Source organism: Azospirillum canadense (assembly GCF_025961225.1).
In the GTDB taxonomy this organism is placed as follows: domain Bacteria; phylum Pseudomonadota; class Alphaproteobacteria; order Azospirillales; family Azospirillaceae; genus Azospirillum; species Azospirillum canadense.
In genome coordinates this window covers 1,767,566-1,781,136 of the sequence record NZ_JAOQNG010000001.1, presented here as the reverse complement: position 1 = coordinate 1,781,136, position 13,571 = coordinate 1,767,566, and the positions used below count along the sequence as shown (strand labels likewise).

Sequence of the window (13,571 nt, the reverse complement as noted above, 5' to 3'; positions counted from 1 at the left end):
GGGATTTACCGGTTTGGGTACGGCGCCTCCAATGGAACTGGCGTGCGCGTTGCTGGTGTTGGCGCCGCCAGACGGACCAAGCGATAACGACGGTGGGTTCGGGCCGCGGCAGGCCGATCCAGGATGCAAGCAGGCGGCGGATTTCCGGCACGGTGAGGGGCAGCAAATCGGCCGACAGATCGACGCGCTCCTCGCCCCCCGATAGCCGCCGCTCGGGCGACGGTGAGAAAGGCCAAGGCGAACATGGCCAGCGTGACGTGGCGGTGCCACGCCGTCCAGGTGCGCACCTCGTACTGGTCCAGCCCCACCTCGCCCTTGGCGGCTTCGAAACACGCCTCCACCGTCCAGCGTGTGCCCGCGATCCGCACCAGTGTCAGCAACGGCGTGCCCTCCGGCGCAAAGGTCAAATAGTAGGTCAGCTTGTCCGGTTCCGCGATCGAGCGGCGCACCAGCAGGCCACGGCTCCAGCCCGCGCGCAGTGACGGATAGCTCTTGTACGCCCAGTCGTAGAGCCGCGGGCCCTTGGCCCCATCGCCGGCGCTCAGTCGCTGCCAGTCGCAAGCCCCTACGCGGGCGACGGCCCGCTCCTTGACCGTATCAAAACCGAGCGGCGCCCGTTGTTTGCTGGTGACCGCCAGGACATAGCCAATCGGTTGCCGTTCCAACCACAGCCGCAGCGCGTAGTCGCCGCCGTACACGCTGTCGGCCGTCACCCAGGCGCAGGGCACCCCCGCCGCAACGGCGCGCTCCAGCATCGCCCGGCCCTGCTTCGGTTTGGTGGCAAAGCCCACCTCCTCCGGCACCCCGGCCAGACGCCGGCGTTCGGCATCCGCCGTCCACTCCTCCGGCAAGTACAGCGCGCGATCAATCAACGCCCGGCCGCGGCGGCTGGCATAGCTCAGGAACACGGCGACCTGACAGTTCTCGGTACGCCCGGCGGTGCCGCAGTACTGGCGTTTGACGCCGACCGAGCGGGTGCCCTTCTTGAGAAAACCGGTCTCGTCGAGCACCAGGACAGCGTCGGCATCCCCCAGGTGCTCAACCACATAAGCTTGCAGGTCATCGCGCACCGCCTCGGCGTCCCAGCGGGCGCGACCAAGGAAGTCGTGCAGGGCGTCCGGCGTGCGATCGCCGGCGGCTTCCGCCAGATGCCAGCCGTTCTTGCGCTCCAGAGGGGCCAGAAGACCGCGCAAATACGTCAGTGCCCGCTGACGCGCCTCCAGGCGACGAAAGCGGGGCGCAAGCTGCTCCACCAGATGCTCCAGCGCGCTCGCCCATCGTTCCGCTTCAGCAATGGTCGTCATCCGTGGACCCTCCCTACTGATCCACGCTTAACAGTCGGCGCCGCTCAAACTCACCTTCGGATAATCCCCGCTGTAGTACTAAGCCGAAACCACTTCCCCATTCCCCGTCCAACCCGCTTCGGCCAGATCCACGAACCGGCCGGCCACGTCGTCGGGCTGCGTCAGCTTGGTCTGGTCCTCGCCGGGGAAGGCCTGCATGCGCAGCTTCGTCGCGACGATGCCGGGGTCGATCAGGTTGACGCGCAGGTTGGAGGACGCGATTTCCATCGCGTAGGTCTTCACCATCATCTCCAGCGCCGCCTTGCTGGCGCCGTAGGGGCTCCAGTACGGGTAGGGCGCGGAGGCGGCGCCCGACGTCACGAAGATGGCGCGGCCGGCGTCCGACGCGCGCAGCAGCCGGTCGAAGGAGCGGATCAGGCGGTAGTTGGCCGTGACGTTCACGTCCATCACGCGCTCCCACAGCTTGGGATCGTAATGGGCGACCGGGCCCAGCGCCTCCAGCACGCCGGCGTTGCCGACGAGGATGTCGAGCTTCCCGAACCGCTCGAAGATGGAGTAGCCCAGCAGCTGGTCGATCTTGTCGAACTGCCGCAGGTCCAGCGGCGCCAGGGTGGCGTGGCGCCCCGTGGCCTTGTAGATCGCCTCGTCCGTTTCCTCCAGCCCGCCGACGGTGCGGGCGGTCAGGATGACGTGGGCCCCCTCGGCGGCGAAGCGCTTGGCGACGGCGGCGCCGATGCCGCGCGATGCGCCGGTGATGAGGGCGATGCGACCATTCAGACGGGACATGGGGCGGCTCGACAGGCTGAGGGTGGATGCGAAACAGGCCGGCCGTCCCGATGGGAGCGGCCGGCCTTGCGGGACGATTGCGGCGTTACGCGCGGATGCGGACGTTCGCCTCGACTGGCGGGTTGTCCACCGCGTCGGTCAGTGGGATCGGGTACTCGCCGGTGAAGCAGGCGTCGCAGTAGCGCAGATTGTTCGAATCGCGCTTCTCTTCGCCCATGGCGCGGTAGAGGCCGTCCAGCGAGATGAAGGCCAGGCTGTCGGCCTGGATGAAGTCCCGCATCTCCTCGACCGACATGCGGTGGGCCAGCAGCTTGCCCTGCTCCGGCGTGTCGATGCCGTAGAAGCAGGGGTGCGAGGTCGGCGGGCTGGAGATGCGCATGTGCACCTCCTTGGCGCCGGCGGCGCGCACCATCTCTACGATCTTCTTCGACGTCGTGCCGCGCACGATGCTGTCGTCCACCAGCACCACCCGCTTGCCCTCGATCATGGCGCGGTTGGCGTTGTGCTTCAGCTTCACGCCGAGGTGGCGGATCTGGTCGGTCGGCTCGATAAAGGTGCGGCCGACGTAATGGTTGCGGATGATGCCCAACTCGAACGGCACGCCGCTCTGCGTCGCGTAGCCCAGCGCCGCGGGCACGCCGCTGTCCGGCACCGGCACGACCACGTCGGCTTCGATGCCCGATTCGCGGGCCAGTTCCGCGCCGATCCGCTGGCGGGCGTTGTAGACGGAGGAGCCCTCCATCACGCTGTCCGGCCGCGCGAAGTAGATGTATTCGAAGATGCAGAAGCGGCGGCCCTGCGGCTGGAACGGACGCAGGCTCTGCACGCCCTGGTCGTTCAGCACGATCATCTCGCCCGGCTCGACGTCGCGCACGTACTCGGCGCCGACGATGTCCAGCGCGCAGGTCTCGCTGGTCAGGATGTGCGTGTCGCCGAGCTTGCCGAGCACCAGCGGGCGGACGCCCAGCGGGTCGCGTACGCCGATCACCTCGTTCGGGGTCAGCGCCACCAGCGAGAAGGCGCCCTCGACCTGCCGCACCGCCTCGATCAGCCGGTCGACCGGCGAGCCGCCGCGGGCGATGGCCATCAGGTGTACGATGGTTTCGGTGTCGGTGGTCGACTGGAACAGGCAGCCGCGGCGGACCAGCTGGCGGCGCAGCGTGTGCGCGTTGGTCAGGTTGCCGTTGTGGGCCAGCGCGAAGCCGCCGAACTCGAAGTCGGCGTAGAGCGGCTGGACGTTGCGGATCGTGGTGTCGCCCGTGGTGGCATAGCGGACGTGGCCGATGGCCTGAAGGCCCTTCAGCTTGGCAATCACCGACTCGGACGAGAAATGGTCGCCGACCAGCCCCAGCGCGTGCTGCAGGTGGAAGCGGTCCCCGTCGTAGCTGACGATGCCGCAGGCCTCCTGTCCGCGGTGCTGCAGCGCGTGCAGGCCCAGCGCCGTGATGGCCGCCGCTTGGGTGTGGCTGCGGATGCCGAACACGCCGCACTCTTCGCGCAGCTTGTCGTCGTCGAACGGATGCGTGGTCAGCATCGGGGAATCCTCGTCATGCACAGGCGTCGGTCTCACTCAGCCCGGTCGGGGGCGTCTTGACGGGCGCCTTTCAGCGCGCGTTCTGGATCAATCGCTCAAGGTCACCGCGGTCGCGGTCCTTATAGCCGGTATCGGGTTGGGACGCACCACCGGTCTTGGTCGCACCGGGAACCGGTGTCGACAGGCGGTCGAGCGCCTCTTTCGCTTCGATGGCCTGGCGCGCGCGCTCGCGCGCCACGTCCATCTGGCCGAGTCCGTCCTTGCGGAGGTTCTCCGGCATGACCTCATAGATCATGCCGGCCCCAGTCACCAGCAAGGGCCGCGTCTTGGCGGTCTGCAGCCACGCTGGATGCTCGGCCGGGTTCGGCACAAGCCAGGCGAAGAACAGATATGCGACGGATGCGAGGATGGCGCCCTTCAGCAGCCCGAAAACGAAGCCCAGCGAGCGGTCGAGCGCCGAAAGGCCCGAGTTCTGCACCCCGCGCGAGGCCGCCCGGCCGAGGATTGTGAAAAACACAAGGCTGATCACGAACAGCGCCACCGCAGACGCGGCGTAGGCCGCCATCTCAACATGGATGTAGCGCTGGGCGATCGGCAGGGCGTAGGGCAGGGCGTTCAGCGTCACCAGTGCCGCGCCGGCCCAGGCGGCGACCGACAGCACCTCGGCCACCATGCCGCGGGTGAAGGCCAGCAGCGCCGACAGCAGAAGCACGACGATGACCGCCAGGTCCGCCGGGTTGATCGGGAAGTTATCCATGGACTCCGCTACGCCTCGTGCTCTCTCAAAAGCCCGGTTCCGGGCGTCGACTGTGGGCTCACCATCTGTAGGGCCCAATCCTCTACAGAGCCCTAATCGGCCGTGTCTTAATCGCCACCGTTCAATCCCGCCCCCTTAATCCCGCCCCCTTAATCCCGACTGCGCGGCGGTCGCCCGCCTCCGGCCTGGAACAGCGGCATCAACTCGCTGAGCTGCTGCAATTCGACGCTTTTCAGAGTGCCGTCGCCCCGACCGCCCTTCTGGCCGTTCCGGCGCGCCGGAAAGATCGCCGTGGAAAATCCCAGCTTCGCGGCTTCCTTCAGCCGCGTGTCGCTCTGGCCGACCGCGCGCACCTCGCCGGACAGGCCGATCTCGCCGAACACCACCGCGTCGGCCGGCACCGGTTCCCCCGTCAGGGAGGACACCAGCGCCGCGGCGACCGCGAGGTCGGCGGCCGGCTCGGTGATCCGCAGGCCGCCGGCCACGTTCAGGTAGACGTCGTTGGCGCCGATCTGCACGCCGCAGCGCGCCTCCAGCACCGCCAAGACCATGGCGAGCCGCGCCGAATCCCAGCCTACCACGGCGCGCCGCGGCGTGCCGAGCGGGGAGGGGGCGACCAGCGCCTGCACCTCCACCAGCACCGGGCGCGTGCCCTCCATGCCGGCGAAGACGGCGGCGCCCGACACGTCGCCCCGCCGCTCCGCCAGGAACAGGGCGGAGGGATTCGCGACCTCGCCCAGGCCGCCGTCGGTCATCTCAAAGACGCCGATTTCGTCGGTGGCGCCGAATCGGTTCTTCACGGCGCGCAGGATGCGGAACTGGTGTCCGCGCTCGCCTTCGAAATACAGCACCGTGTCCACCATGTGCTCCAGCACGCGGGGACCGGCGATCATGCCTTCCTTGGTGACGTGGCCGACCAGCAGCACCACCACGCCGCGCCGCTTGGCCGCGCGGATCAGCTCCTGCGCGCTCGCCCGAACCTGCGCCACCGTGCCGGGGGCGCTGTCCAGGTTGTCCACATACATGGTCTGGATGGAGTCGATGACGATCACGTCCGGCCCGTCGGCGCTGTCCATCGAGGCCACGATGTCGCGCACGCTGGTCGCCGAGGCGAGTTGCACCGGCGCCGCCGCGCAGCCGAGCCGCAGGGCGCGCAGCCGCACCTGGTCCACCGCCTCCTCGCCCGAAACGTAGGCGCAGCGGTTTTCCTGCGACAGTCGCGCCATCACTTGAAGCAGCAGGGTCGACTTGCCGATGCCCGGGTCGCCGCCGATCAGGATGGCCGATCCGGGGACGAGGCCGCCGCCGCAGACGCGGTCGAACTCCTCGATGTGGCTCAGGCGGCGGGGCGGGGCGGCGCTCGTGCCGGCCAACCCGACGAAATCCAGCCGGCGGCCGCGCGCGGTGCCCAGACCCTTCGGCGCGCTTTCCGGAGCCGTTTCCTCGACGAGGGTGTTCCATTCGCCGCACGCGTCGCAACGCCCCGCCCATTTCGGGAAGGTCGCGCCGCAAGACTGGCAGGCGTAGCGGGTGGAGGGCTTGGCCAAGGGTCTAACAGGCTTTGGTGCAGCGGGTTCCGACGGCGCCCCACATATAGCAAGCTGCTGTCATAAATCCTATGGCTGAAGCGATAAAAATCCTGGGGCTTTTCTTGGGCGGCTGCGGTGGTAGGTTCTGGCCCCGAGGTTTGAACGGACATAACGATGACGAAGGCAGGTGACGCGGTGGCGGACAAGGACGGACGGCGCATTCCCTTGCACGGGGCGGAGGAGTTCGAGGCGTTGCGGAAGGCCGGGCGGCTGGCCGCAGCGACGCTCGACCACATCACGCCGCATGTGGTGCCGGGCGTCAGCACCGGGCATCTCGACCGGCTGATCGAGGCCTTCATGCGGGACAACGGCGCCATTCCCGCGACGCTCGGCTATCACGGCTTCCCGGCGGCGAGCTGCATTTCGCCCAACCACGTGGTCAACCACGGCATCCCCAGCGACGACAAGGCGCTGCTCGACGGAGACATCGTGAACATTGACGTCACGGTGATCCTCGATGGCTGGTACGGCGACACCAGCCGCATGTTCTTCGTCGGCGACAAGATCGGCGTGAAGGCGCGCAAGCTGGTCGACATCACCCACAAGGCGATGATGGCCGGCATCGCGCAGGCCAAGCCCGGCAACCACCTGGGCGACATCGGCCACGCCATCCAAACGCTGGCCGAATCCCACCGCTATGGCGTGGTGCGCGACTTCGGCGGCCATGGCATCGGCCGCGTCTTCCACGACGCGCCGCACGTCGACCATTTCGGCAAGCCGGGTACCGGCGTCCTGCTCCAGCCCGGCATGGTCTTCACGATCGAGCCGATGCTCAACGCCGGCAAGCCCGACGTGAAGATCCTGTCCGACGGCTGGACCACGGTGACCCGCGACCGCTCCCTGTCCGCCCAGTTCGAGCACCAGGTCGGCATCACCGAGACCGGCTGCGAGATCTTCACCCTGTCCCCGGCCGGTTACACGCAGCCGCCCTATGGAGCCCAGTCTGAATGAACGACGACCTGATTCCCTGGACCGTCCTGGACAGCCGAACGCTCCTGGACGCCGGCCATTTCCTGCGCGTGCACGCCCAGACGGTGGTGCTTCCGGACGGGCGCCGGGTGGAGAACTACTACCAGATCGAGCAGCATGACTTCGTCCTGATGTTCGCCGAGGACGAACAGGGCCGCGCCCTGATGCTGCGCCAGTACAAGCACGGCCCGCGCCGCGTCAGCCAGACCTTCCCGGCCGGCATGATCTCCCCCGGCGAGGATCCGCTGGTCGCCGCGAAACGCGAGCTGCTGGAGGAAACGGGTTACGAGGCGCCGGACTGGACCGCGCTCGGTTCCTATGTGGTGCAGGGCAACCAGCGGGGCTGCACCTGCCACATGTTCCACGCCCGAAACGCCCGAAAGGTCCGGGAGCCGGATTCCGGCGACCTGGAGGAGATGCGCCTGGAACGGCTGACCCGCGCCGAGTTGATCGAAGCGGCGGCGGCCGGCGACTACGCGCTCCTGCCGATGATCGCCATGCTGGGCGCGGTGCTGCTGCCGGACCTGCGGGAGGCCATGGCGAAGGCGGCGTCGCGCGGGTAATCCCGGCGACGCAGCGGCCCCGCCGGCCTCTCAGCCCTTCGGCGCGGGCGCGAAGAAATGCGCCAGGGCGACGGCGGCCTCGCTCGCCAGCGGGTTGTCGTTGCTGACCAGCTGCGTGTGGGCGGCCTGGATGGTCTTCACCACATCTTCGTTGGTCAGCAAACCCTTCGCCTGCAGCGTCTCCAGAATCTTGGCGCTCAGCATGAAGGACGCGAACGCCAGCCCGTTGGTGGTGACTTCAGCCATTTATGATCTCCGGTTCGCAGCGGAATCAGCCGCACTGCGCAAAGTGTTTTTGTCCAATAGGATTAAGAAATCGCTTCCACCGGCGGCAAACCGCCGCGTCAGAGTGCCCGCACCTGCATCTTGATCGGGCCGTCGGCCTTGCCGTGGACGAACTGGTCCACGTAGGGGTTGCCGGAATGGTCGATGTCCTGGGCGTGCCCGGTCCAGATGATGCGGCCCTGGTAGATCATCGCGACCCGGTCGGCGATCTTGCGGGCCGACGCCATGTCGTGGGTGATGGTGACCGCCGTGGCGCCCAGGTCCTTCACGCACTTCACGATCAGTTCGTTGATCACGTCGGCCATGATCGGGTCGAGGCCGGTCGTGGGCTCGTCGAAGAAGATGATCTCCGGCTCGTCGGCGATGGCGCGGGCGAGGCCGACGCGCTTCTGCATGCCGCCCGACAGCTCCGACGGGAACAACTCGCCCACCTCGGGCCCCAGCCCGACGGCGCCCATCTTGGCGATGGCGATCTCCTTGGCCTTGACGCGCGGCATATGCTCGCCCTGGATCAGGCCGAAGGCGACGTTCTCCCATACCTTCAGGCTGTCGAAGAGGGCGGCGCCCTGGAACAGCATGCCGAATTTATGCAGCAGCTTCTCCCGGTCGCGGGCGCGAAGCTTCGTCGTCTCCGCCCCATCCACCCGGATGGAGCCCGAATCGGGTTGCAGCAGGCCGAGGATGCATTTCAGCATCACCGACTTGCCCGTGCCAGACCCGCCGATGACCACCAGCGACTCGCCGCGCCCGACCTCCAGGTCGATGCCGTTCAGCACGACCTTCGGGCCGAAGCGCTTGTGCACGTTCTTCAGCGAAATCTTCGGCGGATGAGCGGGGGGGACCTGGGACACGGTGGCGGTCATAGGGTTTCGCTCATTTCGTCGAGAAGAAGATGCCGGTGATCAGGTAGTTCCACACCAGGATCAGGATGGAGGCCGACACCACCGCGTTGGTGGTCGCCGTGCCGACGCCCTGCGCGCCGCCGCGGGAATGGTAGCCGTGGTAGCAGCCCATCAGCGCCACCACGAAGCCGAACACCGCCGCCTTCACGAGGCCGGAGATGACGTCGATCGGCTCCAGGAACTCCCAGGTGCGGCTGATGTAGGAGGACGGGTTGAAGTTCAGGCGGTAGACGCCGACCAGGAACCCGCCGAACACGCCGATGATGTCCGCCACCAGCACCAGAATCGGCAGCATGGTCAGGCCGGCCAGCAGGCGCGGCGCCACCAGGTACTTGTAGGGGTTGGTGGACAGCGTCGACAGCGCGTCGATCTGCTCCGTCACGCGCATGGTTCCGATTTCGGCGGCCATGGAGGCACCGATGCGCCCGGCGACCATCAGGCCGCCCAGCACCGGTCCAAGCTCGCGCGTCACCGACAACGCCACCACGGTGGCGATGGCTCCCTCCGCCTGGAAGCGGGAGAAGCCGGAATAGCTTTGCAGGGCCAGCACCATGCCGGTGAACAGCGCGGTCAGCCCCACCACCGGCAGCGAGTAGTAGCCGATGTCGATCATCTGCCGCAGGATCTGCCGCGGGTACAGCGGCGGGCGGACGCAGTGCGACAGCGCGGCGATGGTGAACAGACCGAGCTTTCCGGTCGCTTCCAGGAATACCAGGAAGGCCCGGCCGGTGGCGGCAAGGAAACCCATCAAGCGACCTCAGGCGACGGCGGGTCGCGATAGACCCTGTGGTAGCGCGCGCCAAGGGAGGTGAGGATCTCGTAGCCGATGGTGCCGCCCTCGTCCGCCACGGTGTCCACCGGGCGGTTGGGGCCGATCAACTCGACCAGCCCGCCGGGCGTGACCGCGCCGTCGGGGAGGTGACTGATGTCCACCGTAACCAGATCCATCGAAATCCGACCAACCACCGGTGCGGCCACGCCGTCCACGAACACATGCCCGCGCCCGCTGAGCGAGCGTAGGTATCCGTCGGCATAACCCACTGCGATGGTTGCGATTTTGCCTCTCGCTTCAACGCGGTGCGTCGCACCGTATCCAACGGTCATAGCACTGTCAACGCTGCGCACCTGAAGCACGCGGGCGTCGAGGCGGATGGTGCCCCGCATCGGGTTCGCCACGGTGGGTGTCGGATTCACGCCGTAGAGCGCGCAGCCCGGCCGGACGAGGTCGAAATGGGCGGCTGGGCCATGGAAGATGCCCGAGGAATTGGCGAAGCTGCGCTCCGCCGCCGGAAGCCGCGCGACCGCCGCGCGGAAAGCCTCCAGCTGCCGGCCGTTCATCGGCGACTCGGCCTCGGCGCAGGCAAGGTGCGTCATCCACACGCGGACGTCGACCCCCTCCAGCCGGCCGAGGTCGCCGGCGAGGATGTCCAACTCGTCCGGGCCGAGCCCGAGTCGATTCATGCCCGTGTCGATGTGGACGACCGCGGGCAGGGGTGCACCCTGCGCCCGGGCGTGCGCCTGCCACGCGGCGATGTCGCCCAGGTGGTTCAGAACCGGAAGGATGCGGTTCGCCGTGAAGTCCGGCGCGGTCCCGGCGGGCAGGCCGCCGAGGCACAGGATCCGCGCGTCCGGCGCCACGGCGCGGACCGCAAGCGCCTCCTCAAACTGGGCAACCACGAAGGTCCGGCAGCCGGCGGCGGCGAGCGCCGGAACGACCCGCTCCACCCCAAGGCCATAGGCGTTGGCCTTCACCACCGCCGCGCATTCGGCCGGAGCCACCCGGTCGCGCAAGGAACGCCAGTTGGCGACCACCGCGCCGAGGTCGATGGTCAGAACCGCGCCGGCGCGTTGCGCCGGGTCACTCCGTAGGTCCGAAATCATGGGTCGTGTCGAGGTCGCCGAATTTGGTGAACTGTCCGTCGAAGAACATCCGAACGCTGCCGATCGGGCCGTGGCGCTGCTTCGCGATGATCGCCTCGGCCGTGTTGTGGACCTCGGCGTAGCGATTCTGCCAGTTGGCGTAGCGGTCGTTGTACTTGTCCTCCGTCTCTTCCGGCCGGCGGGCCGGTTCGGCGCGCTCAAGATAGTACTGTTCGCGGTAAACGAACATCACAACGTCGGCATCCTGCTCGATGGAGCCCGATTCGCGCAGGTCGGCCAGCTGCGGACGCTTGTCCTCGCGCATTTCGACCGCGCGGCTCAGCTGCGACAGGGCGAGGACGGGGACTTCCAGCTCCTTGGCGATGGCCTTCAGGCCGCGGGTGATCTCCGAGATTTCCTGCACGCGGTTCTCGTTGCCCTTGGTTGAGCTGCCGCGCAGCAGCTGGAGATAGTCGACCACCACCATGCCCAGCCCGTGTGTGCGCTTCAGCCGGCGGCAACGGGTGCGCACCGCGGCGATGGTCAGGGCCGGCGTGTCGTCGACGAAGAAGGGAACGCGGCTCAGATCCTGGCTCGCCGCCACGAATTTGGGGAAGTCGCTGTCCTTGATCTCGCCGCGGCGAATCTTGTCGCCCGACACCTCCGCCTCGCCGGCCAGGATACGGGTGGCCAGCTGCTCGGCCGACATTTCCAGCGAGAAAAAGCCGACCGGCGCGCCCTCGCCGCCGTTGGTGCGCATATAGGCCTTGGCGGCGTTGAAGGCGATGTTGGTTGCCAGCGCCGTCTTGCCCATGGACGGACGACCGGCCAGGATGATCAGGTCCGACGGGTGCAGGCCACCCAACTTGCGGTCCATGTCCCTCAGCCCCGTCGTCACGCCGGTGACGTGGCTCGACCGGCGGAAGGCCGTCTCTGCCGTCTCGATGGCCGCTTTCAGCGATTCGGAGAAGGCGACGAAGCCGCCGCGCACGTCGCCGGTGGAGGCGAGGTCGAACAGCTGCTTTTCCGCCGTCTCGATCTGGTCCATGGCGTCGACGTCCAGGTCGTGCTGGTACGCCTCGTTCACCATGTCCGTGCCGACCTCGATCAGCTGCCGGCGCAGGAACAGGTCGTGGATCGTCTTGCCGTAGTCGCCGGCGTTGACGACGGTGACCACGTTGCCCGCCAGCTGCGCCAGGTAGCTCGCCCCGCCGTCCGGGGCCAGTTCCGGGTCGTTGTCGAAATAGGCCTTCAGCGTGACCGGGTTCGCGATCTGGCCGCGTTCCACCATCTTGGCGATGGCGCCGAAGATCCGCTGGTGGGCCGGGTCGTAGAAGTGCTCGGCGCGGAGGAACTCGCCGACCTTCTCGTACGCCTTGTTGTTCACCAGGATGGCGCCGAGAAGCGCCTGCTCCGCCTCCTCGTTGTGAGGCGGCGTGCGGTATTCGGCCGTGGGCTTGACGGCGCCGGCACGGGAAGAGCCGCCGTCCAGGGAACGCGGCTCGAAAAGCTGGGTGGTCTTGTCGTCCATGGCTGGCACTCTACCAAAGGGCAGGGCAGCTTAGCTGTGCGATCGGCGACGGTGTCCTCGAAATCGTGTGGATAACTTTCTTCCACAGGATGGGAAGATTGGGGATAACCCGAAAACGGCTTGGCCGGCAGCGGGTTATGCGGTCCCAGAAGCGCGGATGGATCGCCGCGGACGCCTTAACTGGCGTGACGGCGTGGCTCATTGTCCACAGGCTGCGGGACGGCGACCGGCGTCGGGTGCAGCAGCGCCCGTTCGGTGTTGACCATGTAGTCGCGTGTCATCGGCACGGCGGTGACCGACCGGGCGAGCTGCACCTGGAACACCATGTGCCCCTGGTAGCGGAAGGCGATCTCCGACCCCGCCAGATACAGTTCCCACATGCGGCAGAACCGCTCGTCGTACATGGCCTTCGCCTCGTCCCACCGCGCCAGGAAACGCTCCCGCCAGTGGCGCAGCGTCTCGGCGTAGTGGAGGCGCAGGATCTCCACATCCGTGCTCCACAGGCCGGCCTTCTCGACCGCCGGGATCACTTCGGACAGGGCAGGGGAATAGCCTCCGGGGAAGATATACTTCCGCATCCACGGGTTGGTCGCACCCGGCCCGTCGGAGCGGCCGATGGCGTGCAGGAGGGCGACGCCGTCGTCGGCCAGCAGCTCGCGGACCTTTGCGAAGAAGGCGCCGTAGTGGGGCTTGCCGACATGCTCGAACATGCCGACAGAGACGATCCGGTCGAAGGTGCCGCCCATCAGGCGGTAGTCGCGCAGCTCGAATCGCACCCGGTCGGACAGGCCGGCCTTCGCCGCCCGCTCCCGCGCGACGGCGAGCTGTTCGGTGGACAGGGTGATGCCCGTGACGTCGGCACCCGTCGTCCGCGCGAGGTACAGGGCCATGCCGCCCCAGCCGCAGCCGATGTCGAGCACGCGCATGCCCGGCCGCAGCAGCAGCTTCGACGCGATGTGGCGCTTTTTGGCCTCCTGCGCGTCGTCCAGGCTGGTCTCGGGCGTTGGGAAGTAGGCGCAGGAATATTGCATGTCGCGGTCAAGAAACAGCGCGAAGAATTCCCGCGACAGGTCGTAGTGGTGGGCGACGTTCTTGCGCGACCGCTTCAGCGGATTGTGCTGCTGCGCGACGCGCAGCATGGGGCCGAGGGCTTCCTGGATCGTTCCCAGCACGCCCTGCACGTTCTCCGGCCCGGAACAGAGCACGTCGAGGAAGTCGTACATGGTGCCGCCGTCAATGGACAGCCGGCCATCCATGTAGGCCTCGCCGAAGCGCATGCGCGGGTTGATCACAAGGTCGCGCTGCACGGCTTTGTCGTGCAGGCGCAGCGCTAAGGTCGGCGTGCCCTTCCCGACGCGATGGGCGTGGCCGTCGGCATCAATGATGTCGAAGGCGCCGGTGGTGACGACGGGGTTGAGCAGGCGGGCGAGCAGCATACCGTTCCTCCGCATGAGCCATCGCATCTCACGTGAGAGGAAGGTCGGACGCGGA

13 protein-coding genes are annotated in these 13,571 nt (G+C 67.7%); 2 read left to right on the top strand and 11 right to left on the bottom strand.

Annotated elements, in window-relative coordinates:
* Nucleotides 1-5: 5 nt before the first annotated feature.
* From M2351_RS08480 to radA, 5 genes are all read right to left on the bottom strand, one after another.
* Nucleotides 6-1,304 carry an IS701 family transposase gene (locus tag M2351_RS08480; RefSeq protein ID WP_264655659.1) on the bottom strand — a complete coding sequence of 433 codons (1,299 nt, stop codon included), beginning with the start codon at nt 1,302-1,304 and terminating at the stop codon, nt 6-8.
* A 78-nt stretch (nt 1,305-1,382) separates the two neighbouring features.
* Nucleotides 1,383-2,090 carry an SDR family NAD(P)-dependent oxidoreductase gene (locus M2351_RS08475; protein ID WP_264655658.1) on the bottom strand — a complete coding sequence of 236 codons (708 nt, stop codon included), beginning with the start codon at nt 2,088-2,090 and terminating at the stop codon, nt 1,383-1,385.
* An 85-nt stretch (nt 2,091-2,175) separates the two neighbouring features.
* Nucleotides 2,176-3,624: an amidophosphoribosyltransferase gene (gene purF, locus M2351_RS08470; protein ID WP_264655657.1), complete on the bottom strand. Its 1,449-nt coding sequence runs from the start codon at nt 3,622-3,624 to the stop codon at nt 2,176-2,178.
* 70 nt (nt 3,625-3,694) lie between these two features.
* Complete coding sequence (locus M2351_RS08465; RefSeq protein ID WP_264655656.1) at nt 3,695-4,381, bottom strand: CvpA family protein; 687 nt, start codon at nt 4,379-4,381, stop codon at nt 3,695-3,697.
* Between the two features lie 149 nt (nt 4,382-4,530).
* Complete coding sequence (radA, locus tag M2351_RS08460) at nt 4,531-5,928, bottom strand: DNA repair protein RadA (protein WP_264655655.1); 1,398 nt, start codon at nt 5,926-5,928, stop codon at nt 4,531-4,533.
* A gap of 156 nt (nt 5,929-6,084) precedes the next feature.
* On the opposite strand from radA, the gene map reads away from it, so the two are divergent.
* Together map and M2351_RS08450 are read left to right on the top strand one after the other, a co-directional pair.
* Nucleotides 6,085-6,921, top strand: coding sequence for a type I methionyl aminopeptidase (map, locus tag M2351_RS08455; RefSeq protein ID WP_264655654.1), 837 nt, complete (start codon nt 6,085-6,087; stop codon nt 6,919-6,921).
* Nucleotides 6,918-7,502 (top strand): NUDIX hydrolase, encoded by a 585-nt coding sequence (locus M2351_RS08450; RefSeq protein WP_264655653.1) that lies wholly within the window; start codon nt 6,918-6,920, stop codon nt 7,500-7,502. Before map ends, M2351_RS08450 begins: the two co-directional genes overlap by 4 nt.
* A 30-nt stretch (nt 7,503-7,532) precedes the next feature.
* On the opposite strand, the gene M2351_RS08445 is transcribed toward M2351_RS08450, so the two are convergent.
* The 6 genes from M2351_RS08445 to M2351_RS08420 all read right to left on the bottom strand — a co-directional run bounded on the left by M2351_RS08445 (nt 7,533) and on the right by M2351_RS08420 (nt 13,516).
* Nucleotides 7,533-7,748 carry a hypothetical protein gene (locus M2351_RS08445; protein ID WP_264655652.1) on the bottom strand — a complete coding sequence of 72 codons (216 nt, stop codon included), beginning with the start codon at nt 7,746-7,748 and terminating at the stop codon, nt 7,533-7,535.
* 98 nt (nt 7,749-7,846) lie between these two features.
* Complete coding sequence (locus tag M2351_RS08440; RefSeq protein WP_264655651.1) at nt 7,847-8,650, bottom strand: ABC transporter ATP-binding protein; 804 nt, start codon at nt 8,648-8,650, stop codon at nt 7,847-7,849.
* A 10-nt stretch (nt 8,651-8,660) separates the two neighbouring features.
* Nucleotides 8,661-9,437: an MlaE family ABC transporter permease gene (locus tag M2351_RS08435; RefSeq protein WP_264655650.1), complete on the bottom strand. Its 777-nt coding sequence runs from the start codon at nt 9,435-9,437 to the stop codon at nt 8,661-8,663.
* Entirely contained in the window at nt 9,437-10,570 is a 1,134-nt protein-coding gene (alr, locus tag M2351_RS08430; RefSeq protein WP_264655649.1) for an alanine racemase, read from the bottom strand. Before alr ends, M2351_RS08435 begins: the two co-directional genes overlap by 1 nt.
* Nucleotides 10,548-12,080, bottom strand: a complete 1,533-nt coding sequence (locus tag M2351_RS08425) for a replicative DNA helicase (RefSeq protein ID WP_264655648.1) — start codon at nt 12,078-12,080, stop codon at nt 10,548-10,550. The genes alr and M2351_RS08425 overlap by 23 nt, the downstream gene beginning before the upstream one ends.
* Before the next feature lie 176 nt (nt 12,081-12,256).
* Nucleotides 12,257-13,516 (bottom strand): SAM-dependent methyltransferase, encoded by a 1,260-nt coding sequence (locus tag M2351_RS08420; RefSeq protein WP_264655647.1) that lies wholly within the window; start codon nt 13,514-13,516, stop codon nt 12,257-12,259.
* Nucleotides 13,517-13,571: the final 55 nt, after the last annotated feature.